The organism is Bacteroides sp. HPS0048 (assembly GCF_964240755.1).
Classification (GTDB): Bacteria; Bacteroidota; Bacteroidia; order Bacteroidales; family Bacteroidaceae; genus Bacteroides; species Bacteroides nordii.
This window is the reverse complement of sequence record NZ_CAXSVC010000009.1, coordinates 63629-87710: the sequence shown is the minus strand read 5'-3', so window position 1 is coordinate 87710 and position 24082 is coordinate 63629. Positions and strand designations below refer to the sequence as shown.

At 41.3% G+C, this 24082-nt stretch carries 24 protein-coding genes; 8 read left to right on the top strand and 16 right to left on the bottom strand.

From position 1 onward, the window contains the following. Positions 1-6 precede the first annotated feature (6 nt). Positions 7-291, top strand: a complete 285-nt coding sequence (locus ACESQI_RS09540) for a hypothetical protein (RefSeq protein ID WP_147351242.1) — start codon at positions 7-9, stop codon at positions 289-291. 325 nt (positions 292-616) lie between these two features. Here the strand turns inward: ACESQI_RS09540 and ACESQI_RS09535 are convergent, their stop codons facing one another. From ACESQI_RS09535 to ACESQI_RS09500, 8 genes are all read right to left on the bottom strand, one after another. Continuing rightward, positions 617-2467 carry a glycoside hydrolase family 13 protein gene (locus ACESQI_RS09535; RefSeq protein ID WP_122200755.1) on the bottom strand — a complete coding sequence of 617 codons (1851 nt, stop codon included), beginning with the start codon at positions 2465-2467 and terminating at the stop codon, positions 617-619. 205 nt (positions 2468-2672) lie between these two features. Beyond that, a complete protein-coding gene (locus ACESQI_RS09530) occupies positions 2673-3833 on the bottom strand; it encodes a sodium ion-translocating decarboxylase subunit beta (RefSeq protein ID WP_002561100.1) in 1161 nt (386 codons plus the stop codon). A 2-nt stretch (positions 3834-3835) separates the two neighbouring features. Further along, positions 3836-4279, bottom strand: a complete 444-nt coding sequence (locus tag ACESQI_RS09525) for a biotin/lipoyl-containing protein (protein WP_002561101.1) — start codon at positions 4277-4279, stop codon at positions 3836-3838. Between the two features lie 25 nt (positions 4280-4304). Beyond that, positions 4305-5219 (bottom strand): OadG family transporter subunit, encoded by a 915-nt coding sequence (locus tag ACESQI_RS09520; protein WP_002561102.1) that lies wholly within the window; start codon positions 5217-5219, stop codon positions 4305-4307. A gap of 19 nt (positions 5220-5238) precedes the next feature. After that, positions 5239-6792, bottom strand: a complete 1554-nt coding sequence (locus ACESQI_RS09515; protein WP_002561103.1) for an acyl-CoA carboxylase subunit beta — start codon at positions 6790-6792, stop codon at positions 5239-5241. A gap of 126 nt (positions 6793-6918) precedes the next feature. Then, a complete protein-coding gene (mce, locus tag ACESQI_RS09510; protein ID WP_002561104.1) occupies positions 6919-7323 on the bottom strand; it encodes a methylmalonyl-CoA epimerase in 405 nt (134 codons plus the stop codon). A 105-nt stretch (positions 7324-7428) separates the two neighbouring features. Beyond that, on the bottom strand, positions 7429-9834 hold the full coding sequence (locus ACESQI_RS09505; RefSeq protein ID WP_373125922.1) for a carboxypeptidase-like regulatory domain-containing protein: 2406 nt from the start codon (positions 9832-9834) through the stop codon (positions 7429-7431). A 43-nt stretch (positions 9835-9877) separates the two neighbouring features. Next, entirely contained in the window at positions 9878-10864 is a 987-nt protein-coding gene (locus tag ACESQI_RS09500; protein ID WP_002561106.1) for a GNAT family N-acetyltransferase, read from the bottom strand. 118 nt (positions 10865-10982) lie between these two features. On the opposite strand from ACESQI_RS09500, the gene ACESQI_RS09495 reads away from it, so the two are divergent. Next, positions 10983-11525: a carbonic anhydrase gene (locus ACESQI_RS09495; RefSeq protein WP_002561107.1), complete on the top strand. Its 543-nt coding sequence runs from the start codon at positions 10983-10985 to the stop codon at positions 11523-11525. Here ACESQI_RS09495 and ACESQI_RS09490 read toward each other — a convergent pair. After that, positions 11509-11694: a hypothetical protein gene (locus ACESQI_RS09490; RefSeq protein ID WP_025867030.1), complete on the bottom strand. Its 186-nt coding sequence runs from the start codon at positions 11692-11694 to the stop codon at positions 11509-11511. The two genes, ACESQI_RS09495 and ACESQI_RS09490, sit on opposite strands and share 17 nt — an antisense overlap. 148 nt (positions 11695-11842) lie before the next feature. Between ACESQI_RS09490 and ACESQI_RS09485 the strand changes: the two genes are divergently transcribed. From ACESQI_RS09485 to ACESQI_RS09460, 6 genes are all read left to right on the top strand, one after another. Further along, positions 11843-12223, top strand: coding sequence for a hypothetical protein (locus ACESQI_RS09485; RefSeq protein ID WP_368107355.1), 381 nt, complete (start codon positions 11843-11845; stop codon positions 12221-12223). A 272-nt stretch (positions 12224-12495) separates the two neighbouring features. Then, complete coding sequence (locus ACESQI_RS09480; protein WP_195449543.1) at positions 12496-13032, top strand: nitroreductase family protein; 537 nt, start codon at positions 12496-12498, stop codon at positions 13030-13032. Between the two features lie 2 nt (positions 13033-13034). Beyond that, positions 13035-13370 (top strand): hypothetical protein, encoded by a 336-nt coding sequence (locus ACESQI_RS09475; RefSeq protein WP_002561111.1) that lies wholly within the window; start codon positions 13035-13037, stop codon positions 13368-13370. After that, positions 13367-14161 (top strand): Rossmann-like and DUF2520 domain-containing protein, encoded by a 795-nt coding sequence (locus ACESQI_RS09470; protein ID WP_007486259.1) that lies wholly within the window; start codon positions 13367-13369, stop codon positions 14159-14161. Before ACESQI_RS09475 ends, ACESQI_RS09470 begins: the two co-directional genes overlap by 4 nt. A gap of 23 nt (positions 14162-14184) precedes the next feature. After that, positions 14185-14706: an HAD family hydrolase gene (locus ACESQI_RS09465; protein WP_002561113.1), complete on the top strand. Its 522-nt coding sequence runs from the start codon at positions 14185-14187 to the stop codon at positions 14704-14706. A gap of 222 nt (positions 14707-14928) precedes the next feature. Further along, positions 14929-15510, top strand: coding sequence for a Maf-like protein (locus ACESQI_RS09460; RefSeq protein ID WP_195660618.1), 582 nt, complete (start codon positions 14929-14931; stop codon positions 15508-15510). 91 nt (positions 15511-15601) lie between these two features. On the opposite strand, the gene ACESQI_RS09455 is transcribed toward ACESQI_RS09460, so the two are convergent. The 7 genes from ACESQI_RS09455 to ACESQI_RS09425 form a co-directional block, all read right to left on the bottom strand. Beyond that, positions 15602-15847, bottom strand: a complete 246-nt coding sequence (locus ACESQI_RS09455; protein WP_002561115.1) for an RNA-binding protein — start codon at positions 15845-15847, stop codon at positions 15602-15604. A 400-nt stretch (positions 15848-16247) separates the two neighbouring features. Further along, entirely contained in the window at positions 16248-18449 is a 2202-nt protein-coding gene (locus ACESQI_RS09450; protein ID WP_007486261.1) for a tetratricopeptide repeat protein, read from the bottom strand. A 105-nt stretch (positions 18450-18554) separates the two neighbouring features. Beyond that, entirely contained in the window at positions 18555-19535 is a 981-nt protein-coding gene (locus tag ACESQI_RS09445) for an ABC transporter substrate-binding protein (protein ID WP_373125919.1), read from the bottom strand. Positions 19536-19612: 77 nt separating this feature from the next. Beyond that, positions 19613-20872 carry a phosphoglycerate kinase gene (gene pgk, locus ACESQI_RS09440; RefSeq protein ID WP_279209210.1) on the bottom strand — a complete coding sequence of 420 codons (1260 nt, stop codon included), beginning with the start codon at positions 20870-20872 and terminating at the stop codon, positions 19613-19615. A 125-nt stretch (positions 20873-20997) separates the two neighbouring features. Beyond that, the gene (nth, locus tag ACESQI_RS09435) at positions 20998-21645 is read right to left on the bottom strand and encodes an endonuclease III (RefSeq protein ID WP_002561119.1); all 648 of its coding nucleotides are present in this window, start codon (positions 21643-21645) and stop codon (positions 20998-21000) included. After that, the gene (locus tag ACESQI_RS09430) at positions 21642-22835 is read right to left on the bottom strand and encodes an MFS transporter (RefSeq protein WP_002561120.1); all 1194 of its coding nucleotides are present in this window, start codon (positions 22833-22835) and stop codon (positions 21642-21644) included. The genes nth and ACESQI_RS09430 overlap by 4 nt, the downstream gene beginning before the upstream one ends. A gap of 172 nt (positions 22836-23007) precedes the next feature. Next, on the bottom strand, positions 23008-24027 hold the full coding sequence (locus tag ACESQI_RS09425) for a phenylalanine--tRNA ligase subunit alpha (RefSeq protein ID WP_002561121.1): 1020 nt from the start codon (positions 24025-24027) through the stop codon (positions 23008-23010). Positions 24028-24082: the final 55 nt, after the last annotated feature.

Genomic DNA, 24082 nt, shown 5'->3' with positions numbered 1-24082 from the left:
AGTTGAGTGACAAACTTATTCTATTTTAATCGGAACATGCTATCCGATGCAGACAGTTTGTTGTCTGTTAGCCGGATGATAGCTGTGTTGTTTCTGGCTCATTGTAGAGCGCATCACACACGAATATACAGGGAGATCTTCCGGGAAATCACTCTTTGCATGGTGAGTATACCTCTTTCCGGAAGAAAAAAGAAAAGAATCGGCGGATGTTATTATCCAATACCTTCTGCAATGTTACTACTGTTAGCCGATTCTAACGGAGAATTGAGAAAACAGGGGCTGCTCTCTTAGCGTAAGGGAGCAGTCCCTGTCATTTTTATACCATATCATCTCCTGTTTTGACTACGGCCACCTTTATCGTTTTGTGGAATGTTCATGTTTCCCGATAGTATATGGGTGATATGTACCCTTTGTAGGAGATTGCTGAGCGGATATGCAAAAAAAGACCGGAGAAGCCATCACCTCTCCGGTCTATTGCAGTTTAACTGAAACTACTTTGTCATTATGTTTGTAAAGATACGATAAAAAAGAGATATATCAAACTTTTCCCGGATTATATTCCTTCTCTTTCTTGAATAGTTTCCGTGAAAGTTTCAGGCTTTGCCGGTTAGTTGCTTTATAGCTCTATTACCAGAGACTCTCTCGGCGCCATTTTCAGTTCACCGTTTAGATTGATTATCTTTCCGGTCAGGATGTCTTTTCCCTGTACCTTATCTTTTAGAATTTCTTTGTAGAAAGTCAGTGGCAGAGTTGTTTCTTTATCTGTACCGTTTAGCATTACAAATACGGTTTTACCTTCATATTGGCGGGCATAAGCGTATACACCGTTTTGTACCATGAATTGTGTCATACTGCCTTTACCAATCACATCGTTGCCTTTACGCCAGTTCAGTAATGTTTTATAGAAGTTGTAACATTCGTTCTGCAATTTAGTACGTCCTTCGGCTGTCAGTGCATTCTCTTTATCACCTGCCCATCCGCCGGGAAAGTCTTTACGTACATAACCATCGCTTTTACTCTTTACTCCGTTCATCATGATTTCTGTTCCATAATACAGTTGTGGGATACGGCGCGTAGTCAATAATAGGGTAGAGGCTTGTTTCAGCATGGCCAGATTACTACCTTCACCTAAAAAACGATCTGTATCATGGTTTTCGATGAATGCCAGTACGGAAGTCGGGTTAGGGTAGAGGAAGTCGTATACAAAACTGTTATATACACGGTCCAGCCCTTTAAACCAAGTCTCTGTTTGTTCATTCTTTGCTGTATTGATCTTATCAAAGAAACTGAAATCCATAACTGTTTTCAGATTACTGTTTTGAGGAGCTGACAGCTTTGAGTCTTTCTGCCACCAGGCTGTATAAGCCGGTTCTGTCACCCATGTTTCGCCTACTGTGTTGTAGTTGGGGTATTCCTCGTTCAGTTCCTTCATCCAGTTACTCATGGCATCGTAATCTGCATACGGATATGTATCCATACGGATACCATCAATATTGGCATATTCAATCCACCAGAAACTGTTTTGTACCAGATACTTATAAACATGTGGGTTTTTCTGGTTCAGGTCGGGCATTACTGTCACAAACCAACCATCGTTCATCTGATCGAAGTCATATTTAGAGGCGTATGGGTCAACGTGCGGAGTCAGTTTGAAAGAGGTCTGCACGAAGTTTTTCTCATGATCGGGATTATTGAAGAAATCCTTTGAAGGCATGTCTTTTATCCAAGGATGTTCTACACCGCAATGGTTGAAAATCATATCCATCACAATCTTTATGCCTCGTTCGTGAGATTTGGCAATGAGTTGGCGATACTCCTCATTTGTCCCGAAACGTGGGTCAACTTTGTAATAATCAGTAGTAGCATAGCCATGATAGGAACCACCTTCCATATTGTTTTCCAGTACCGGAGTAAACCAAAGAGCGGTTACACCTAAATCTTCAAAATAATCCAAGTGTTGCTCGATACCCGTCAGATCACCACCATGACGGGCGTTAGGATCATTACGATCTACTTTATAGGGTGACATACCCGGAATGTTATCATTGTCCGGATTTCCATTTGCAAAACGGTCCGGCATCAGCAGGTAGAGAGCGTCGGATGCATCGAAACCTTTGTGTTCGCATCCCTTTTTACTGCGTGCCTTCAGTTCGTATTCTTTTACCAGTTTCTTTTTTCCGATAGTAAAAGTAAGGGGCAGTTTACCGGGTTTCACCTCTTTATCCAGGTGCAGGTAGACGAGCAGATAGTTATTACTTTCCAGCTTTACGGTGCTGCTGAGTGATACTCCGGGGTAGTTGACGGATACGGAGGCATCACCAATACCTTCACCGTAAACCATAAGCTGGAGTTCCGGATTCTTCATGCCGGCATACCAGAAAGGTGGATCGATTTTGTTCACATTCATAGCTGCATAAGTATTAAGAGACAGTAGAAAAGAACCTAAGATAAATAACAATTTCTTCATGATATTAGTGTGTTATGGATTTTACCGATGCTAATATAGGACAAATTCCTGAAATGAGTTATTTTCTTTTCCTGCTGTCTCTTATATATTTATGCAAACGTTTTCATTGTTGTGCCAGTGAGGGGGGAAGGTGTTGCCTGCATACAATAAAGGCGTTCCCTGCATATAGAGAACGCCTTTACTATTTTGATAATTAAATGATGGCTTACATAAGGAATCCTAACAAGATACCGGCAGCAACTGCTGAACCGATAACACCTGCCACGTTCGGGCCCATAGCATGCATCAACAGGTAGTTGGTCGGATCATATTCCAGACCTACAACCTGTGAAATACGTGCAGAGTCAGGAACTGCGGATACACCTGCATTACCAATCAGCGGATTGATCTTATTATCTTTCTTCAAGAAGAGGTTGAAGAATTTCACAAATAGAACACCAGCTGTTGTAGCAATAATAAATGAGATAGCACCCAGAATAAAGATCTGTACAGAACTCCAGGTTAAGAATTCGGAAGCCTGTGTAGAAGCACCTACCGTCAATCCTAATAAGATAGTGATTGTATCAATCAACGGACCACTGGCCGTATTTGCCAAACGACGGGTTACACCACTTTCTTTCAATAAATTACCGAAGAACAACATACCTAACAAAGGTAGACCTGAAGGAACAAGGAATGTTGTAAGCAACAGACCTACAATCGGGAAGATAACCTTTTCTGTATGAGATACGGTTCTTGGCGGTTTCATACGGATCACACGTTCTTTCTTAGTAGTCAACAGACGCATGATAGGCGGTTGTATCACCGGAACCAATGCCATGTATGAATAAGCCGACACGGCAATGGCACCCATCAGGTTCGGAGCTAATTTAGATGAAAGGAAGATAGCCGTAGGACCATCCGCACCACCGATAATACCGATAGCACCGGCCTGATTCGGCTCAAATCCCATAAGAAGTGCAATGATGTAAGCACCGAAAATACCAAATTGTGCAGCAGCTCCGATCAGCATCAGTTTCGGATTGGAGATCAGTGCCGAGAAGTCCGTCATGGCTCCGATACCCAGGAAAATGAGTGGCGGATACCAACCAGAGGTTACTCCCTGATAGAGTATATTCAGTACGGAACCTTCTTCATAGATGCCTATTTTTAGTCCGGCTTCCATGTTGAAGGGAATATTACCGATGAGGATACCAAAGCCAATAGGGATAAGAAGCATCGGTTCAAACTCTTTTGCTATTGCGAGATAGATAAAAAAGAGTCCAACCAACAGCATGACAAGATGTTCCGGCGTTGCATTTGCAAAACCCGTAAATCCCCAAAAGTCAATAAGGTTATTCCCCAAAAATGATAAGAAATCTCCCATAATTATTCAATGATTACGAGGTCTGTACCTTCCAGTACGGAATCTCCTTGTTTAACTTTGATTTCTACAACCTTTCCATCCTTGTGAGCGTTGATATTGTTTTCCATCTTCATAGCTTCAAGGATGATTACGGTCTGGCCTTTTTTCACAGTGTCGCCTTCTTTTATTTTAATATCAAGGATAACACCTGGTAGCGGAGATTTCACACCGTCTTTCTTTCCGGAACCAGTGTTTGCAGGACGTTGCACTACAGGTGCACCACTATCTGTTTTTGGAGCAGCAGCGGGACGGGTTACAGGTTTCGGAGCGACAGCAGGTTTTACCGGTTTGTCCAACTCCACTTTGTAAGGAGTTCCGTTTACCTCAACGTTCACGATATTTTCCTCCGGATCGTTTACTGTAACGTTGTAGAGGTTTCCGTTGATTTTATATTTATATTGTTTCATTGCTTCAATTTATTAGGGTTAATAATTATCTTTTAGGAGTCTGACGTAAAGTGTAGATCTTAGAACTCCAAGGTGAATAGGTACGTTTTACTTTATTGATAGTCAGAATCATGTCTTCAACATCGTGTGCATCATTCATGAATTCGTGCAGAGCCATAGCGATGGCGGCAGCTTCTTCTCCGGAATGACTACCTAAGTTCTTTTCTTTGGCTTCTGCCTTATCAGTGATACCAATTGCTTTCATTGCATTTTTCTTACCTAATTTAACTGCAATATTACCTACTATTTTGAATGAAACATACAATAATATCAAACCAATAAACACAACCGACATTGCAATGATAGCCATACCAAAACCATCCTCATCGTGTTTTTTGAAGTTTTCTATTTTTTCATTCTTGTCTTGAGTCATATTATTAGTACTCGGAGTTACATAACTGTGTTCTCCTCCTCCTTTAATCACCCAATTTGCACTTCCGTCCTCTTGGCGGGCATATGACTGGTCGGCAAGTATTCCGGCAGGAATAGTGACTTCGTCAATCAATGTTTTGCCGTTCGAATCATACAAAGCAATGTAATTTTCCTTATTGGGGTCAAGCGTAAAGTTCACATGGAATGTTCCACGATTTGGCATTCCGTCTGCCCAAAACAGAGTATGTTGGCGAGGTTTAATCTGCGTCAGTATATCTCCTTTAGGAATAGGATATTTTGTCGGATTATCTTTATCGTTCGTCAGATAGCAGCCTTCGATATTGACCGTAGCAAAAGAGGTGTTGAATATTTCTATCCATGCATTATGCAAGCCATAGTCATCTTGATAATTCTGTTCGTTGGTTACCAGAACTTCATTGATTTTAAGACTTGTAGCTCTTTGTGCATTCAGTCCTAAGCAAACTACTGCTACTAACGCGATAAATATTCCAATTCTTTTTTTATTCATAACAATCAGGTTTTATTTGTTACAATGGAATATTACCGTGCTTTTTGGCAGGGTTTGTTAGTTTCTTAGTCTGCAACTGTTGCAATGCACGGATGATGCGGAAACGAGTGTTTCTCGGTTCGATAACATCGTCAATGTAACCATATTTAGCCGCATTATACGGATTAGCAAATAGCTTAGTGTATTCTGCTTCTTTATCTGCCAGGAATTGAGCCGGGTTTTCCTGTTCTTTGGCTTCTTTTGCATACAATACTTCCACAGCACCTGCACCACCCATTACAGCAATTTCAGCTGTTGGCCATGCATAGTTCATGTCACCACGGAGTTGTTTGCAACTCATTACGATGTGTGAACCACCATATGATTTACGCAGTGTTACAGTTACTTTAGGCACAGTAGCTTCACCGTAAGCGTAAAGCAACTTCGCACCATGCAGAATAACACCATTGTATTCTTGTCCTGTTCCCGGAAGGAATCCCGGAACGTCTACCAGGGTTACCAAAGGAATATTGAATGCATCGCAGAAACGAACGAAGCGGGCACCCTTACGAGATGCATTGCTGTCAAGTACACCTGCCAGATATTTGGGCTGGTTGGCAACCACACCTACAGATTGTCCGTTCATACGGGCAAATCCGATGATAATATTTTTGGCATAATCTTTTTGTACTTCGAGGAATTCGCCATTATCGATGATAGCACCAATCACCTCATACATATCGTATGGCTTATTCGGGCTGTCCGGAATAATCTCATTCAGAAGATCATCCATACGGTCGATAGGATCTGTACACTCCATTAGCGGAGCTTCTTCAAGATTGTTCTGCGGGATAAAACTAAGAAGGTGGCGGATTATTGACAGACCTTCTTCACCGGTTTCGGCAGTAAAGTGAGTTACACCTGATTTGGTTGCATGAACACTTGCGCCACCGAGGTCTTCCTGCGATACGTCTTCGCCTGTCACAGTCTTTACCACTTTCGGACCAGTGAGGAACATATAAGAAGTTCCTTCAGTCATCAGTGTAAAGTCGGTCAGGGCAGGAGAGTAAACAGCACCACCTGCGCAAGGACCAAAGATACCAGAGATCTGTGGGATCACTCCTGATGCCATGATGTTACGCTGGAATATCTCAGCATAACCGGAAAGTGCATTGATACCTTCCTGAATACGTGCGCCACCCGAGTCGTTGATACCGATAACAGGAGCACCCATTTTCATGGCCATATCCATCACTTTACATATTTTCTGTGCCATGGTTTCCGACAGTGAACCACCGAATACAGTGAAATCCTGTGCGAAAACATATACTAATCTTCCTTCGATTGTTCCATACCCAGTTACAACACCGTCACCTAAGAAGTGCTTTTTTTCCTGGCCAAAGTTAGTACATCTGTGTTGTACGAACATATCCAATTCTTCGAAACTGCCTTCATCCAGCAGCTGTGCAATACGCTCGCGGGCAGTGTATTTGCCTTTTGCGTGTTGTTTTTCAATAGCCTTTTCGCCACCACCTAAACGAGCCTGAGCACGAAGTTCAATAAGCTCTTTTACTTTTTCAAGCTGGTTACTCATGAGTCTTTCTTGTTTTAAAGGATTTATAGAATTTACGATTAGACAATTTACGATTTACAATTGAAATAACTGTTAGTAATTTAGTAAAAGAAACTTCAATCGTAAATTGTCTAATCGTCAATGATTTTAGTGTTCACAAAGTTCAGTCAATACGCCCAGCGTTGATTTCGGGTGAAGGAAAGCGATGTTAAGTCCTTCGGCACCTTTACGGGGAGCTTTATCGATGAGACGAATTTCTTTACTTTCAGCTTCTGCCAATGCATTGGCTACGCCGTCTTCAACAGCAAATGCCACATGATGAACGCCTGCACCTTTATTTTCAATAAACTTAGCAATGGTACTTTCGGGACAGGTTGGTTCTAACAGTTCGATTTTTGTTTCGCCTACTTTAAGGAAAGCTGTTCTCACTTTCTGGTCTTCTACTGTTTCGATATTGTAACATTTCAGACCTAATACATTCTCGTAGTACGGTAGGGCTTCTTCAATGCTTTTTACAGCAATGCCCAAGTGTTCAATGTGTGAAATCTTCATAACTGTGTTCTTTATATTGGCTTTAAATTAGTTTTTTGGTTCCTTTTAAACCAGCACAAAGAAAATCAATTCTTCGTTAATAAAGAAATATTTCAGCATTTAATTTCAAAAGTCAATCAGCAGTCTGACGTTGATTTGACGAGATGTAAGGTAATTGGGTACTGCAAACTGGTTATTGTGCACATCAGTTACCCAATAATAGGAGTTAACGTTGCTGATATTGAGCAAATTGAAAACATCCAGCCCTAACCACATGCTACGAATATTGCGTCCGAATCCGGTTTTGTGCTTGTCTGTATTGTCTATCAAAACACGAGACATACCAATGTCTACACGGCGATAGGAAGGCGTACGGAATACGGCTTCTTCACGTCCGCTGTGGGGAGGTCCGAAAGGAAGTCCACCGGCAAGAGTACCTTTGAGATTCATCTTCCATTTCGTACTTCCCGGAAAGTAATCAGTGAAGTAGAGCGAAAGATTATATCGCTGGTCGGTAGGGCGGGGGAGCCACTTGCCGTTTATCTTTTCTTCGGTTTTCATTACCGAAAATGTGAGCCACGAATCAGTTCCGGGTACGAACTCTCCAAACAGTTTCATATCGAGTCCTGTTGCGTAACCGCTTGCCATATTGCGTCCGTAGTAACTGACGCGGACGTTATCAACGTTATAAGGAATAAGATTGCTTAACGCTTTGTAGTACACCTCTGCCGTGAATTTGAATGGGCGTCCTACAGCCCGGAAACTGTAATCGCTTCCGGCAACAAAATGTATGGAACGTTGTGATTTGATATTCTTGTTGAGTGTTACGGTTGCCATTCCGTTCACCATAGTCGTATCGCGGAATTCTTTATAGAAAGGAGCCTGATAATATACACCTGCTGCTACCCGGATTGTAAACTTTTCGTTAAGTTTGGGGATGAGTGCAAGTGAGGCTCTTGGGCTTACGATAAATTCTTTGTTCCAGCTCCAGTAGCTGCCACGGATTCCTGCTGTAAGAGTGAATAGCCCTGCTCCGGTCTGAAACTTATAGCTATCTTGTGCATAAAGAGAGAGACGGCTACTATTGATATCATTTTTGGAGGAGAGGCTGTAAATCAACTCTGGGCCGTCCGGCACCTGTGGCAATGAATATCCGGCAGAGTCACGCATTTCCCACTCACGTAGTTTATCTTTGATACGTTCGGTCTTTAACTCCAATCCCCATTGGACGGCGTGGCGTTTGATACGATGGCGTCCTGTAAAGGAGTAACTTTGTACTTTGGCATTAAGATAGTTGCGGGCATGTTCCATATACGTACCTACCCCTATTGTTTCGCCTGTTTCAGTATCAGAATCTTCTCCGGAAGAGTCAAGCTCATTGAGCCAGTACTGTCCGCTGATGTCATAAGTTTCCTGTTCTTTGGTTTGGAAAGCAGAAGCCTGAAAGGTCAGGCTGTTACTTTCGTCAAAGTTATAAGTAGCATTGGCTGCACCAAAGAAAGTACGGAAAAGATCTCGTTCCTGTCCGTCAAAGTATACTTTGAATTCGCGTGCAGATTCTAATGTCCCGAATCGTGTGGTACGGTCCTCGGGTTGAAAGATATACTTGTTTTCAGATATATTCCCGATGAATCCTACTTCCCATCTTTTACTTGGTCTCCAGCTTATAAATGTTTGATAATCTATAAACTGTGGGTCATATTCTCCTTTTGTATCCAGTGTTCCCAGTAAGTAGCGGTTACTTTTATAACGGATACTGTTGGTCCATGAAAACTTCTTATTGCCAAAACCTGCATAAGTAGAAACTCCTAATAAGCTGAATGCTCCTGTTGCTTCAAAATGCTCTGGTTTTTTATAGGTGATATCCAGTACAGATGACATTTTGTCTCCGTATCGTGCTTCGTATCCACCCGATGAGAAACCTACGCTCTCCACCATATCCGGATTGATGAAGCTTAATCCTTCCTGTTGGCCGGAACGCACCAGCAACGGACGGTAAACTTCTATTCCGTTCACATAAACCATATTTTCGTCAAAACTTCCTCCACGTACATTATACTGAGAACTCAGCTCATTGTTTGAGCTTACTCCGGCTTGTGTTGCAATGATCGACTCGATATTTCCTCCTGACGCATCCGGCATCAGTTTATTGGCTTTCATGTCTATCTGTTGTACTGTGTTGGTTTGCCGGCGGCTTTCTGTAATGGTTACCTCTCCCAGTTCATATCCTAAAGCAGGCAGGGTCATATTGATACTGATATTTCCCTGTGGATTTACCAATACGCGTTTCCGGGTGTTATATCCTATCATTGAATATATCACCGTTACTGTATCTCTTGACGTAAATTTAAGTGAATATTTTCCTTTTAGATTACTGACAGTACCAATAGCTGTTCCCTCTATACGTACGGTAGCCAGTTCTACGGGTTCTCCGTTTTCATCAGTAATGACACCTCCTATCTTGACCTGTTGAGCCAGGACGGGGAAAGTGAATAGTAAAAATAGAAATAGATTTGAGAGACGCTTATTCATATCCGCTATCGTTGCCTAATGAGATAATAACGGAAAAATCGCTCTAAACGTATATCTTGGTAAATAAATTATTCAGCCATGTCCATCTGAAACGGAACCAACGGCGTGTGCTGCTTTGTTTTCCGCCGAAACGAAGAACGAATTCACGATATCCGTGTTTTTTGAAAGGAAGCCCTACATCCATGAATTCCAAATGCCGGTATCCGCGTTCGTATGCATCTTTTAGTGCCATCCATACTGCCAAAATACCAGGATATTGCAATGCATATGTTTTTCGCATACCTCCCGAGAACCACAAGTAAGCACTGTCTCCCGAATAGATGCATGCAGCCCCGCCAATGATTTTCTCTTTATATCGAACAATGAAAATTTTTCCCTGATCGCTATGCATCAATCTTTCCTCCATGTGACGAAAGAATTCGATGTGAGGAAAATGTTTACGTATATGTGATGAGTATATTTTATACAGCATGTGTGAGAACTCCTGTATTTCTTCTACCGAGTGCGCTTCTTCCACTTTGGCGCCGTTTCTGAATCCTTTCTTTATTTGCCGGATTCGTGAAGGACTGAACCGCTCCTCTGCTGTCTTCTGGCTATGCAATGAATTACGTACCCGAAGCCAGTTGATGGGGAAGTATCCGTTTGCCCTGAAATGTTTGTATCCGAATAGTGCATTATCCAGATTACGAAATTCTATCATAAAAGAATCCCGTAGTACTTCCGTAGTAAGATGTTCCAGCATTTCTCCGAATATGGCTTCTTTGTCGGTGGTATCTTCTAACAGATATTCTCCCGTGCCATACACCTCACAACGACGAACGATAGAAGGAGGAAAAAGTCTTTTGTTTGTACGTATCCCCGCAAGCAGTCTGGCTATCGGTTTTCCGTTGTCAGTTGCAACGATAAACACCGGCGCATATCCTGGTGTTGCTTCATATATCAGAAACAACTCCTTGGAGTGAAATGTATTTTTTCCCGGTAGCTCGGGAATTTCACTCCCGCGATAATATGTAGTAAGCTTTAAGGGCATCTTGTGGCAAATTTACATCTTTTTATTTATCTTTTCAACAAGAAAGACGATTGTTTTGTTGTAACATAATGCAGATGTTTACTACATTTGTCATAACATTTAGAAATTGATTGAAATTATGGTAGAAGAAATTATTGCTTTTAACAAGCAGTTTGTAGAGAATAAGGGTTACGAAAAATATATAACTAATAAATACCCTGATAAGAAGCTTGCTATTCTTTCTTGTATGGATACCCGTTTGACAGAATTACTTCCTGCCGCTCTTGGTCTGAGAAATGGTGATGCAAAAATAATAAAGAATGCCGGGGCCGTTATTTCCCATCCTTTCGGTAGTGTTATCCGTAGTTTGTTGGTCGCTATCTATGAACTTGGTGTAGAGGAGATTATGGTTATTGCTCATTCTGATTGCGGAGCTCATCACATGGATAGCGAGGAGATCCTTGAGCGAATGAAAGCCCGGGGGATTCGTGAAGATCTGATCGATATGATTCACTTTTGTGGTGTTGACTTTCATTCCTGGTTGGGTGGCTTTGATGATACGGAGAAATCTGTATGCGAAACTGTTGATTCTATTATTCGTCATCCGCTGATTCCTTCTGATGTTCGTGTGCATGGTTTTATCATTGACTCACTCACCGGAAAGCTTACGCAAATTGTATAAAAAAAGGCAGAGCCTTATCGCCTGCCTTCATCTTTTTGCGGTTATATACTTTTTTTGACTGGTGCACCCGTTTGTAGCAAATAGGATGACCGTACTTCTCAATTTCAGCCTCACGGCTGGCTTTACGATTCGCTTTGATGTAATCGTCTCGGGTTATTCGATTTTTCATAATGATAATTTGTTTATCAGTGCAAAGATACGGATTTTATTTCAATTTTAATAATAGCTTGGGAAAGAGGGATTTATCAAAATTACCCTATTTGTTAGAAGAGGTGAAATGTAAGGGGGAAGAGATAAAATGTAAACAGAAAGAGAGTATGAACTCAGAAAATGCGAACATTTTTCCTGTTCAGATGGAGTTGAGTCTGGAAAATGCAGACATTTTCAGACAAAGTAAAGTAAAAGAAAGTAAAGTAGAAGAAAAGAAGAAGAGGGGGGAAGATTCTGTTTTGCCTCCACCTCCGGAATATGCGCTCAACAAAAAGACGCACAATTATGACGGATTGCTATTGACATTGGATCGAATTAAGGTAACGGATACCGGAGACATAAAGGCCATTCTACGAATGTCGAACTACGGAGGAGATCGGTACTCCGGTGTGAAAGGTGTTGGCACAGACCTCGTGGGCAAAGATAGTGATGCCGGGAAAATATCTCATAAAGATGCTTGTAAGTGGTTGATAATCAGTGTTTATTAGATTGTACGTCCTTACCATGCAAAAGTGTACAACCTTGCACTACAAAGCTGTACATTCTTGTCATACCAAAGTGTACAGTCTTGTTATATGACTTTCCAGTTTATAGCAAGCCTGCTGAACTATTTAGTTTTTCGGTTTTTATCCTTATCTTTGTCGAAAAGCGAAGATAAGCTGCACCTTGGCATAAAAAATGAACAAGTTCACTTTATTCTGTTCTCAGTTTGCATTATCTTTGCACTTGTCTTTCCAAGTATAAAGAAAGTAAAAATAGCATGGAAAATTTCAGTGAATTAATAAAGAACCGCCGCAGTATGCGGAAGTTTACCGACGAAGAACTCTCACAAGAGCAGGTAGTGACCTTGTTAAAAGCCGCACTGATGGCGCCTACCTCTAAACGTAGTAATGGTTGGCAGTTTATTGCCGTAGATGATAAAGAGACATTGGAGAAGCTTTCGCACTGTAAGGAACAGGCTTCTGCTTTTATTGCCGATGCTGCACTTGCCATCGTTGTTACTGCTGATCCATTGGCAAGTGATGTATGGATTGAAGATGCTTCTATTGCTTCTATTATGCTTCAATTGCAGGCTGAAGATCTGGGATTAGGTAGTTGCTGGGTACAAATCCGTGAACGCTATGCTGCTACCGGCATGCCGTCGGACGAATATGTGCGTAGCGTACTTGATATACCTTTGCAACTTCAGGTTCTGTCTGTTATCGCCATCGGACACAAAGGCATGGAACGTAAACCTTTTGACGAAAGCCACCTGCAGTGGGAGAAAATTCATATTAATAAATTCGGAGGAAAATAACAGTGAGTGCTGCTAAAGCCAACAACAATAGAGATACATACAAGGCAACTGCTGTCACTCTGATTGTGATAGGCGTGCTTTACCTGATTGACAAGCTGATACACTTTTCTGCCATTGGATTGCCGTGGGTGATGAATAAAGATAATTTCCTGCTGTATACAGCTGTTATTTTCTTATTTCTCAAACATGATAAATCTGTTGGTCTGGTGCTGATAGGGCTTTGGCTTGTGATGAATATCGGTCTGATTGTAGCTTTGTTAGGAAGTATGTCCGCCTATCTGCTGCCTTTGGCATTGCTGATAATCGGAGGAATATTGTATTTGATATCAACGCGATGAAAAGAAGTATAGAAGATACGCCAATTGTATTTATTGGTGCCGGAAATCTGGCGACAAACCTGGCTAAGGCATTGTATCGTAAAGGATTTCGTATCGTGCAGGTGTATAGTCGTACGGAAGATTCGGCCCGCCGGTTGGCAGAAGAAGTGGAAGCGGAATTTACTATTCATCCGGAAGATATAAATTCATTTGCCCGGCTGTATATCGTTTCGCTGAAAGATTCGGCTGTTGCGGAATTGCTTCCTGCAATTGTGTCCGGGAAACGAAAAGAAGCTTTGATGGTACATACGGCTGGTAGTATCCCAATGAGTATCTGGGAGGGGCATGCAGAGCATTACGGTGTTTTTTATCCTATGCAGACATTCAGTAAACAACGTGAAGTAGACTTTCGTGAGATTCCTTTCTTTATTGAAGCGTCCACACCGGAGGATACGGAACTGCTCAAAGCTATCGCTGTCACTTTGTCCGAGCGTGTTTACGAAGCTACTTCCGAACAACGCAAGAGTTTGCATCTTGCTGCTGTGTTCACTTGTAACTTTACGAACCATATGTATGCGCTGGCAGCTGAATTGCTGGAGAAGTATAATCTCCCGTTCGATGTAATGCTTCCTTTGATTGACGAGACAGCCCGTAAAGTACATGAGTTGAGCCCTAAAGCTGCCCAAACCGGGCCTGCTATACGCTATGATGAAAATGTAATCAACAATCATCTCGCCATGCTCTCTGATGATCCCGGAATGCAGCAACTTTATGAGCTTATCAGCCGCAGTATTTTCAATCGTAAATCGTAAACCGTTTAATCGTAAATATCATTATGAGTACAATCAATTACGACCTCAAAAAGATAAAAGCCATTGCCTTTGATGTAGATGGGGTGTTGAGTGCAGATATGATTCCATTACATCCGTCGGGTGAGCCGATGCGTACTGTGAACATTAAAGATGGCTATGCTATCCAGTTGGCTGTAAAAAAAGGGTTGCGCATTGCCATTATTACTGGCGGGCGTACGGAGGCTGTGCGTATTCGTTTCTCAGCTTTGGGAGTGACTGATCTGTATATGGGTTCGGCTGTGAAGATACATGATTATCGTGAGTTTCGTGATAAATATGGTTTTACGGATGAGGAAATAATGTACATGGGAGATGATGTGCCCGATATTGAAGTGATGCAGGAATGTGGTCTTCCATGTTGCCCGAAAGATGCTGCTCCTGAAGTAAAGAAGGTGGCAAAATACATCTCTCACGCTGCAGGTGGTTACGGTTGTGGTCGTGATGTGATAGAACAGGTACTGAAGGTACACGGAAAATGGATGTCAGATGATGCTTTTGGGTGGTGAGTAAGTTTTTAAGTTTTTAAGTTTGTGAGTTTGGAGTTGGTAGTTAGAATATGTTTGGCACAACATCAATACTCTGCATAGATTCTAACTACCAACTTAAAAACTCACTAACTTAAAAAACTTCTTCTTACCAACTCATTAACTTAAAAACTCACCAACTTAAAAACTTCTTCTTACCAACTCATCAACTTAAAAACTTACCAACTTAAAAACTTCTTCATCATGTTTGATAATTTAAAGAAATACAATATTGTGTTAGCCTCTAATTCTCCTCGTAGAAAAGAGCTGATGTCTGGCCTGGGAGTGGATTATGTGGTAAAAACTCTTCCGGATGTAGACGAATCTTATCCCGATACTTTGCAGGGGACAGAAATTCCTGCTTATATCTCCCGTGAGAAAGCCGATGCTTATAAATCTCTTATTCAGCCGGATGAGTTACTTATTACAGCAGATACCATTGTGTGGTTGAATGGGGAGGTGCTTGGGAAACCTAAGGGTAGGGAAGGGGCTATAGATATGCTGCGCAAGCTCTCCGGAACTTCTCATCAGGTTATTACTGGGGTTTGCCTTACTACCAGTGATTGGCAGAAAAGTTTTACTGCTGTTACGGATGTAACATTTGCCACATTGACCGAAGAGGAAATCATTTATTACGTTGATAAATATACCCCGATGGATAAAGCCGGGGCTTATGGTGTGCAGGAGTGGATTGGTTTTATCGGTGTGGAATCTATCTCAGGAAGTTATTTTAATGTAATGGGATTGCCTATACAGCGGTTATATCAGGAGCTCAAACAGCTGTAATAGTGTGTGCCTGCTTTAAGGAATAATTCCAATAAACAAAAAAGGATATCGCCAAGCGATATCCTTTTCTTTCTTATCTCAGAGTTTAATCTTAATTTCTGGGCAATGCTTCTTTCACTACCATCGGACGGCCTGCATATTCTGCTCCGTTCAATTCTGTGATTGCATTTTTTGCTTCCGATGCTTCCGGCATTTCGATAAAGGCAAAACCTTTTGATCTTCTTGTGTCGCGGTCGGTGATGAGTTTTACAGATTCTACTGTTCCATACTCTTCCATTACTTGTCTCAAATCTGATTCCTTAACATTGTAGCTAAGGTTTCCAACATACATGTTCATAAACGTAAATATAAAAAAATTAATAATGCAATAAAAAAGTTTTGAGAAAAAGTAATCAGAATGGAAATACTCAATGTGGATAACTGAGGAGATACATATATGAAAGCAAATTATTATAAACCTCTTATTGTTTCGTACTGCAAAGAACGACATTCTTTTGGGATATCACACTATGTAAGGCTGTTTATTTGCTATATTATATCCTTTTTTGTGAATAAAGGTCATAAGTTAACGTTTGAGTCATTATAGGTATGTCAAAAGCCGGAAGGAAATTATCAATATGCAACTTTAGAAACGCAGATTAACGCTAATTATCACAAATATAATTTATTCTTTACGTAATTCAGTGTTAATCTGCGTTTTAATAATAGTTGATTTTACTATTGCCCCCCTCGATGAATTATAGTAAATCCAGCATTAACGGGATATCCTCTTTTTTTATTCCTTGCTTGATGAGGTAGACTTTATCTTTGTTGAACATATCCAGAAATATTTCCTGATCTCCGCTCATCTCTTTGGAACGGGCATAAAACTCTGCGGCCTTCTCTATATTTCCGGACACCCATGCTACGTGTCCGGCATTCAGATAATCTACTGCAAGTGGGGCTTTTTCTATCACCTTATTATAATAATTGATCGCTTGCTCCAGTTTACCACTGATGAATGAACACCAGCCGATACCTCTCCATGCCTTGATGCAATCGTTTTCCATGAAGTCAAGTTTGAAGAAGTAATTCAGTGCTTCTTCAAATTGTTGCAATTCGGCCAGGCAGCTACCTATATAAAACACGATACTATGATTCTCCGGCAAAGCTTCTTCGGCTTTCCGGTAATATTCCAGTGCTTTTTTGAAGTTGCGCAGCAGGCGGTAACAACTGGCCAGATGACGGTTTATCCATATATTATCCGGTTTTATGGTATCTGCCTTCAGGTAGGCAGCAATGGCTTCCTCCAATTTTTTCTGCTTTTGCAGAGCATAACCTAACTTCTGATAAAACTCCGACTGTGTGCTCAGAGGGCCGTTCATCTGCTCTATTTCCTTATATAGTTCAACAGTCTCTGCCCAATGTTCTTTTTTAAAGTGAAAATCTGCTATGGAGGTTAGTGTGCCCTCCTGGTACAGGATATTTTTCAATGCTGATATTTTGTGTAACTCTATCTTTTCTTTGAATATATCTCTAAACTCACTTCTGCGTATGTTTAATTTGAAGAAGCGATACAAGTCATGCAGATATTGGCTACTGATCGTACCCGGACGTTCGGAAAACCTCTTTAGGGTTTCAGCTTTAGACTGTTCGGCGAACTCTTCCGCCTGTTGTTCGGTGAGTTGGCTGAAGATCAGATTGCGCTGTGACTGTGGAAATTGCTCCATAGTGAAGAAGAGCGAATACTTATCACTGCTGCAGAAGAATCCCGATTGCAGGAGTATGTCTATCATCCTGTTTTCTTTACTGGTTTCCTTTCTCATCATTTTGATAACATTTGACTGTTGTCTGTCGAAAGGATAAAGCCAGTTGTGTAACTCCTTGAAGAAAGGGAAATTTTTCAATTGTGAAAATGTACTCATATATACATCGGCCCCCTCTATTTGCAGTTCGTTCATTTCGCGCAACTTATCGCCTAATGGTGAGTTTTCGAACACATTGCCCCAATCCGGATTTCGATCGTCTTTTTCTTCATCAGATTCTTCGAATCCAAATTTCATATTACGCATGGAAGAGACATTTTTCAGCATTTCCGGAATGATCTCTTCACGCATCTTCTTATCTATTTTTTCCGTTTCCTGACACAAGAGGAGTTGACGGTATATACGTGCGAGGTCTTCGTCTAATGGGAATTCTTCATTGACCAGGTCCAGACGCTTGCTGAATTCGGGGTATAGATCGAGCCGGGCATTATAGATGTGTAAAGCAAAAATGATTCCGATCAATGCCCGTTGGCTGACGTGTATATTATTGCATTGGTATGCATCTAACAACCACATCAACTTTCGCAGATCAAAGCACTCCATCAGACTCAACATTACAGCACTGGTAAACAGACACAGGTCATTGACCGGAAGTAGTTCCGACTTCAGCATAGCTTGTGCTTCGGCTTCATTTTCTACAGTCCAGCTACTATTTGACCAGGTTTGCAGAAATAGGAATTTCTGTGTTTCCTCGTGTCTTTTCAGAACTTCATCCAAATTATTGTCTGACAACAATCCGCTGACTGCCAAATCGTCGTTAAAAGATTCCAATACATGCATCAGAACGCTTGTAGTATAAGGCGCTAACTCTTGTGTACGCTTGCTGCGTACTATGTGATAGAAATGCGTTGATACATCATCAAGCATCAATAGACGTCCCTTATCGGCTATTTCTAATGCATTAGCACGAAGTTTTGTATATAATTTTTCTCGTTCCGGATCGGCTATGCCCTGTTTCATATACTGTAGCATGAAATTATAGGAGGTTTGTAGCTGCTCCAGCTGGTGGCGGAGCTCCCAATCCGAACATTGCCACAGGAAAGACTCCAGTTGCATTAAAGCTTCTTTTAATCGTTTTTGTTCGATTAAATTACAAATGTATATATGTTGCTCGTTGATAGCTCTTTCGTTCATAATTTCAAGGTATTTGTACTGTTATCATAGTTAGTAGAACAAAAATAATGCCAAAAAGAAGTTATTTTCTTATTTATTATAAACGAAATTTGGCATTTATAATATTTATTGGCTGGTGTTTGGGGGGTAAGAGGGTATTTTATATGGAACGGTGAAGGTGGTGTCTATCAGATTTTCTCCCTGATAATGAGCTGGTATCCTGTTTTTTTCTTTCAACCATTTAAGAGTATTGTTGATCTCCTGAATGTTGGGCCGGCTGGCAGGGGTATAAGATGGTAACAAGATAAGCCTGGCCAGGTTTTCTGATATTCTGAATTCTTCGGCTAATAGAGTTGACACTTCTTGGGATGAATGTGTTTGTATGTACTTTACCCCAAGGTTATATCCCTGGATGAGTGATGTTATCTCCGCTTTCTTCTCTTTTAGTGCAGCTTCTGTAAAAGCCGTTCCGGTAAGATGGATATTCAGTTCGCGGGTACTGATCAAGGATCTGTTTCCATCGTTCATAGCTATGGTTGCAAAAGGGTCGGGCAGGAAGGAAGCTTCTATTTGTCCATATTCCAGCATATTGAGGCGCAATGGGATTTGTGCTATTTCAGGCTTGTTTATTTCTTCTGCTTTGATGCCGGATTTTGTACAAAACAGGTCGGTAGCATATTCTATCACAGTCCCGCGGGAGATGGCTATACTTTTCTTTTTTAATTGTTCCGGTTGGTTAATTCCGCTTTTCTTGCTTGATATAAAACAGAAATATCCGTTGTTTTCCATTATAACGGCTAATCCCGGATGATGTAATTGCAGCAATACAGCACTGGGGTAGTCGGTTATCATTCCGTCAATGCGACCTGCCTGAAGAGCAGCATCCCGGTCATTAGCTGAATTAAAACGCACTAAATTTACTTCCAGTCCCAGTGAATCATAAATGCCCTGTCGATGGGCAACGATAAACGGAAAACCATCCATGGTAGGCATCAATCCTAAAGTGACGGATTGAAGCTTGACTTGTGTGGTAGTTGCCTCTTTGGGTCCGCTATGACATGCAAGGATAAAGAGGGCAGATATACTGAGTAACAGCAGCTTTTTCATTATCGGAAAGGAAAAAGGCAACTCTTTTTTGTATGAAAAAAGAGCTGCCTTTTATATTATAATGAAGATGTTTTTTATTATTCTTCGATAGCAGCAATACCCGGAAGTACTTTTCCTTCGATTGCTTCAAGCAGTGCACCACCACCTGTAGAAACATAAGAAACACCATCGGCCAATCCGAACTTGTTAACACAAGCTACAGAGTCGCCGCCACCTACGAGTGAGAAAGCACCTTTCTTGGTAGCTTCAACGATAGCTTCGCCTACTGTGCGAGAACCGTGAGTGAAGTTTTCGAATTCAAATACACCTGTTGGGCCATTCCAAAGAATTGTTTTAGAATTCTTGATAACTTCAGCGAAGATTTCTTCTGACTTCGGACCGATGTCAAGACCTTCCCATCCGTCAGGAATTTCGTTTACGGCACAGAATTTAGTGTTAGCATCATTAGAGAAAGAGTCAGCGATCTTAGCATCTACAGCCAATACCAGATTAACTCCTTTTTCTTTTGCTTTCTTCATCAGATCCAAAGCAAGATCAAGTTTGTCATCTTCTACGATAGACAGACCGATTTGGCCACCCTGAGCTTTGGTGAATGTATAAGTCATACCGCCGGTGATAATCAGGTTATCAACCTTGTTCAGCAGGTTCTCAATGATTTCGATCTTTGAAGAAACTTTAGAGCCACCCATGATAGCAGTGAACGGACGTTGGATGTCATTTAATATTTTATCTACTGCCTTTACTTCTTTCTCCATCAGGTAACCAAACATTTTGTTATCCTTGTCGAAGTATTTAGCAATCAGAGCTGTAGAAGCGTGTGCACGGTGAGCAGTACCGAATGCATCGTTTACATAACAGTCAGCATAAGAAGCCAATTTCTTTGTAAATTCTTTCTGGCTTTCTTTTACAGCTTTCTTGGCTGCAGCTTTTTCTTCATCTGTTGCATCGTCAGCAAGTCCTCTTGGTTTGCCTTCTTCTTCAGCATAGAATCGGAGGTTTTCGAGCAATAACACTTCGCCCGGTTGCAGAGCAGCAGCTTTGACAGCAGCTTCTTCGCCCATGCAGTCGTTTGCAAATTGAACTTCTACACCTAACAAGTCTGATACATGCTTAACAATGTGTTTCAGAGAGAACTTATCAGCAACGCCTTTCGGACGTCCCAAGTGAGAACCGATGATTACACTGCCACCATCTGCTAAAATCTTCTTCAGAGTAGGAAGAGCTGCACGAATACGTGTGTCGTCTGTAATGTTGAAGTTTTCGTCCAAGGGTACGTTGAAGTCAACGCGAACGAATGCCTTTTTACCAGCAAAGTTGAATTTGTCTATTGTCATAATACTCTATTATTTAAAAGTGTTAGTTTTTCTTTTTTCAGTGCCCGCAAAGTTACTATTAATTTTTTAGAATATACCAGTCGGTAGTTAGAATTTAGTAGGCATTTGGCTTTAATTCTGACTACTTGCTACTTAATTTTGGCTTCTTGAAAATATTTACACATCATTTGCAAACCACAGGTGTCACATTTGGGGGTACGTGCCTGGCAGACGTATCTCCCGTGAAGGATTAACCAATGATGGGCAATTGGTACCAGTTTCTCAGGGATATTTTTCATTAACTCCTTTTCAACACTAAAAGGAGTAGTATGGTTCGCACCTACTAATCCGATGCGGTGGCTTACACGGAAAACATGGGTATCTACTGCCATTGCTGCCTTGTTGAATACAACAGACTGGATGACATTGGCGGTTTTTCGTCCTACGCCGGGTAGTTTCACCAGTTCTTCCAGTGTGCCGGGGACTTCACTATTAAAGTCTTTCACCAGCATTTTTGCCATACCTACCAGGTGTTTGGCTTTATTATTGGGATAAGAAACACTGCGGATATATTCAAATATAACTTCTGGCGTGCTGGCAGCCAATGCTTCCGGGGTAGGGAAGTCGTGAAAGAGTGGTGGAGTAATCATATTCACGCGCTTGTCTGTGCATTGCGCAGACAAGATGACGGAGATCAGCAGTTCGAACGGATTGTTGTAATGCAGTTCCGTTTCTGCCACGGGTACATTTTCCTGAAACCAGGCGATTACTTTCTCATAACGTTCTTTTTTTCTCATCGTAATTTGTTTTTATGATAGTGAGGAGCCACTTTCAGTTTGAAATAAAAAATAGAAACTACTGTCAGGCAGGCACCAAAGAGATATGCCATATCAAAAGAAGTCAGCTGGGCAATATAACCTCCGGCTGTAAGTCCGATACCGATACCTACATCCCAGGAGGTGAGGTAGGTAGAGGTAGCTGTACCGCGTTGGCTGTTGGGTGCCAGGTTGACAAATAGAGTATTGAATGCCGGAAACATTGTGCCAAAGCCTACTCCTAATAACAATGCGATTATAAAGAAGAGCACTTCGGTGAGTTCGGGGCTTATTTTCATCAGCTTGTCACAACCTGCAAGAAAGAAGAAGCAGATTGATACCAGATATAGTCCTAAGGTGATAACCTGTGTGATGCGTCCTTTGTCTACTTGTCGGCCTGAGAACATACGTGAAACGGCCATACCTACTGCCATAAAGGTGAAAAATAACCCTGAACTCAGTGTAATACCTATCTCTTTGGCATACATTGCTATGTAGGTACTTGTCATTCCGTAAGGAATAGAGAGCAGTAATAGGGCTATACCGGCAGGTATTCCTTTTATTAATACAAAGCGGTCTAATGATAATGGTTCTCGTTTTACGGATTGTTTAGGAGGAGTTTTCACAAGGCAGGCAGCGATAAATCCTAATATTCCTGCAATAAAGGAACAGAGAAAGATTGTTTCAAATGAATAGGCATCGTGCATGAACAGTCCTGTCATGGGACCGAAACTCATTGCCGTATTATTCATTAATCCATAGTATCCTACCGCTTCACCCCGGCGTGATGAGGGAGTAATGTCAATTACGATCGTGTTTCCGGCCACTGTGACCATACCGAATGCTAATCCATGCGCTATGCGTAGCATGACGAATAAGGTCAATACCCCTGCCAGCATGTATCCGGCAAATATGGAAATAAAAATGAAATAAGCAATCAGGTAAAGAGGTTTTCGGGATAATGTATCCAGTAAATAACCGGAGAACGGACGGATACAGAGTGATGCAATGGTGTAACACGACAGAATAACTCCTATTGCCGCATTTCCGGTATGGAAAATCTCAGTCAGATAAAAAGGAAGGATGGGAAGTATCAGATAGAAGGCAAAATACAAAAGGAAGTTTGCCATTAGTATAAGGCAATATCCGGGAGTAACGAGCCTGTCTTTCATTACAATCTTTATATTTACGATTTGACGATTTACAATTTACGATTGAAGTTGCTGCTTCTAAGACTGTGTCTTTTATAACAAATTGGACAATTTACAAATTTCGATGTCTACCTGATTTACTGATAAATCAAAGTCTTTTTAATCGTAAATTGTAAATTGTCCAATTGTAAATTTAATAGGCTGCTTCGAATTCTTTCAGGAATCGTGTATCATTTTCTGAGAACATACGTAAGTCTTTTACCTGGTATTTTAAGTTTGTGATACGTTCGACACCCATACCAAGAGCATATCCGCTATATACTTTACTATCTATTCCATTAGATTCGAGCACATTCGGATCTACCATACCACAACCCAGAATTTCTACCCAGCCGGTGTGTTTACAGAACGGACATCCTTTACCGCCACAGATATTGCAACTGATATCCATTTCTGCACTTGGCTCAGTGAACGGGAAGTATGACGGACGCAGACGGATTTTTGTATCTGCACCAAACATTTCTTTGGCGAAGAGCAATAATACTTGTTTTAAGTCTGTGAACGATACATTTTTATCCACATACAGTGCCTCTACCTGATGAAAGAAACAATGCGCACGGTAGCTGATAGCTTCGTTACGGTATACACGTCCCGGGCAAATGATACGGATAGGAGGTTGCGACACTTCCATAACCCGTGTTTGTACAGAAGAAGTATGTGTGCGTAGCAAAATATCCGGGTGTGATTCGATGAAGAAAGTATCTTGCATGTCACGTGCCGGATGATCTTCAGCAAAGTTCAGTGCTGAAAATACATGCCAGTCGTCCTCTATTTCCGGACCTTCGGCAATGCTAAATCCCAAACGGGCGAAAATATCAATAATTTCGTTCTTTACGATAGAGAGTGGGTGACGTGTTCCCAACTCTACGGGATAAGCTGAACGGGTCAAGTCCAGTTCGCATGCGCCATTATCCTGACTTTCAAACTGTTCTTTCAGTGCATTGATTTTATCTAATGCTTTTGTTTTTAGTTCATTCAGTCTCATGCCGACTTCTTTCTTCTGCTCAGCCGCTACATTACGAAAGTCAGCCATTAGGTCATTGATGGCTCCTTTCTTACTGAGATACTTGATACGGAGTGCTTCAAGTTCTTCTGCATTGGTGGCTTTCAGTGCTTCAACTTCTTCGAGAAGTTGGTTAATCTTAGCTATCATATCTTTGGTTTATTGTTATTTTACAGTATAAAACGTTGCAAAGATAGTGGTTTTT

Excerpts from the sequence above, each read along its gene's own strand:
- ACESQI_RS09535 (WP_122200755.1), bottom strand. The coding sequence starts at position 2,467 with ATGAAGAAATTGTTATTTATCTTAGGTTCTTTTCTACTGTCTCTTAAT.
- ACESQI_RS09530 (WP_002561100.1), bottom strand. The coding sequence starts at position 3,833 with ATGGGAGATTTCTTATCATTTTTGGGGAATAACCTTATTGACTTTTGG.
- ACESQI_RS09525 (WP_002561101.1), bottom strand. The coding sequence starts at position 4,279 with ATGAAACAATATAAATATAAAATCAACGGAAACCTCTACAACGTTACA.
- ACESQI_RS09520 (WP_002561102.1), bottom strand. The coding sequence starts at position 5,219 with ATGAATAAAAAAAGAATTGGAATATTTATCGCGTTAGTAGCAGTAGTT.
- ACESQI_RS09515 (WP_002561103.1), bottom strand. The coding sequence starts at position 6,792 with ATGAGTAACCAGCTTGAAAAAGTAAAAGAGCTTATTGAACTTCGTGCT.
- mce (WP_002561104.1), bottom strand. The coding sequence starts at position 7,323 with ATGAAGATTTCACACATTGAACACTTGGGCATTGCTGTAAAAAGCATT.
- ACESQI_RS09505 (WP_373125922.1), bottom strand. The coding sequence starts at position 9,834 with ATGAATAAGCGTCTCTCAAATCTATTTCTATTTTTACTATTCACTTTC.
- ACESQI_RS09500 (WP_002561106.1), bottom strand. The coding sequence starts at position 10,864 with ATGCCCTTAAAGCTTACTACATATTATCGCGGGAGTGAAATTCCCGAG.
- ACESQI_RS09495 (WP_002561107.1), top strand. The coding sequence starts at position 10,983 with ATGGTAGAAGAAATTATTGCTTTTAACAAGCAGTTTGTAGAGAATAAG.
- ACESQI_RS09490 (WP_025867030.1), bottom strand. The coding sequence starts at position 11,694 with ATGAAAAATCGAATAACCCGAGACGATTACATCAAAGCGAATCGTAAA.
- ACESQI_RS09485 (WP_368107355.1), top strand. The coding sequence starts at position 11,843 with ATGAACTCAGAAAATGCGAACATTTTTCCTGTTCAGATGGAGTTGAGT.
- ACESQI_RS09480 (WP_195449543.1), top strand. The coding sequence starts at position 12,496 with ATGGAAAATTTCAGTGAATTAATAAAGAACCGCCGCAGTATGCGGAAG.
- ACESQI_RS09470 (WP_007486259.1), top strand. The coding sequence starts at position 13,367 with ATGAAAAGAAGTATAGAAGATACGCCAATTGTATTTATTGGTGCCGGA.
- ACESQI_RS09465 (WP_002561113.1), top strand. The coding sequence starts at position 14,185 with ATGAGTACAATCAATTACGACCTCAAAAAGATAAAAGCCATTGCCTTT.
- ACESQI_RS09460 (WP_195660618.1), top strand. The coding sequence starts at position 14,929 with ATGTTTGATAATTTAAAGAAATACAATATTGTGTTAGCCTCTAATTCT.
- ACESQI_RS09455 (WP_002561115.1), bottom strand. The coding sequence starts at position 15,847 with ATGAACATGTATGTTGGAAACCTTAGCTACAATGTTAAGGAATCAGAT.
- ACESQI_RS09450 (WP_007486261.1), bottom strand. The coding sequence starts at position 18,449 with ATGAACGAAAGAGCTATCAACGAGCAACATATATACATTTGTAATTTA.
- ACESQI_RS09445 (WP_373125919.1), bottom strand. The coding sequence starts at position 19,535 with ATGAAAAAGCTGCTGTTACTCAGTATATCTGCCCTCTTTATCCTTGCA.
- nth (WP_002561119.1), bottom strand. The coding sequence starts at position 21,645 with ATGAGAAAAAAAGAACGTTATGAGAAAGTAATCGCCTGGTTTCAGGAA.
- ACESQI_RS09430 (WP_002561120.1), bottom strand. The coding sequence starts at position 22,835 with ATGAAAGACAGGCTCGTTACTCCCGGATATTGCCTTATACTAATGGCA.
- ACESQI_RS09425 (WP_002561121.1), bottom strand. The coding sequence starts at position 24,027 with ATGATAGCTAAGATTAACCAACTTCTCGAAGAAGTTGAAGCACTGAAA.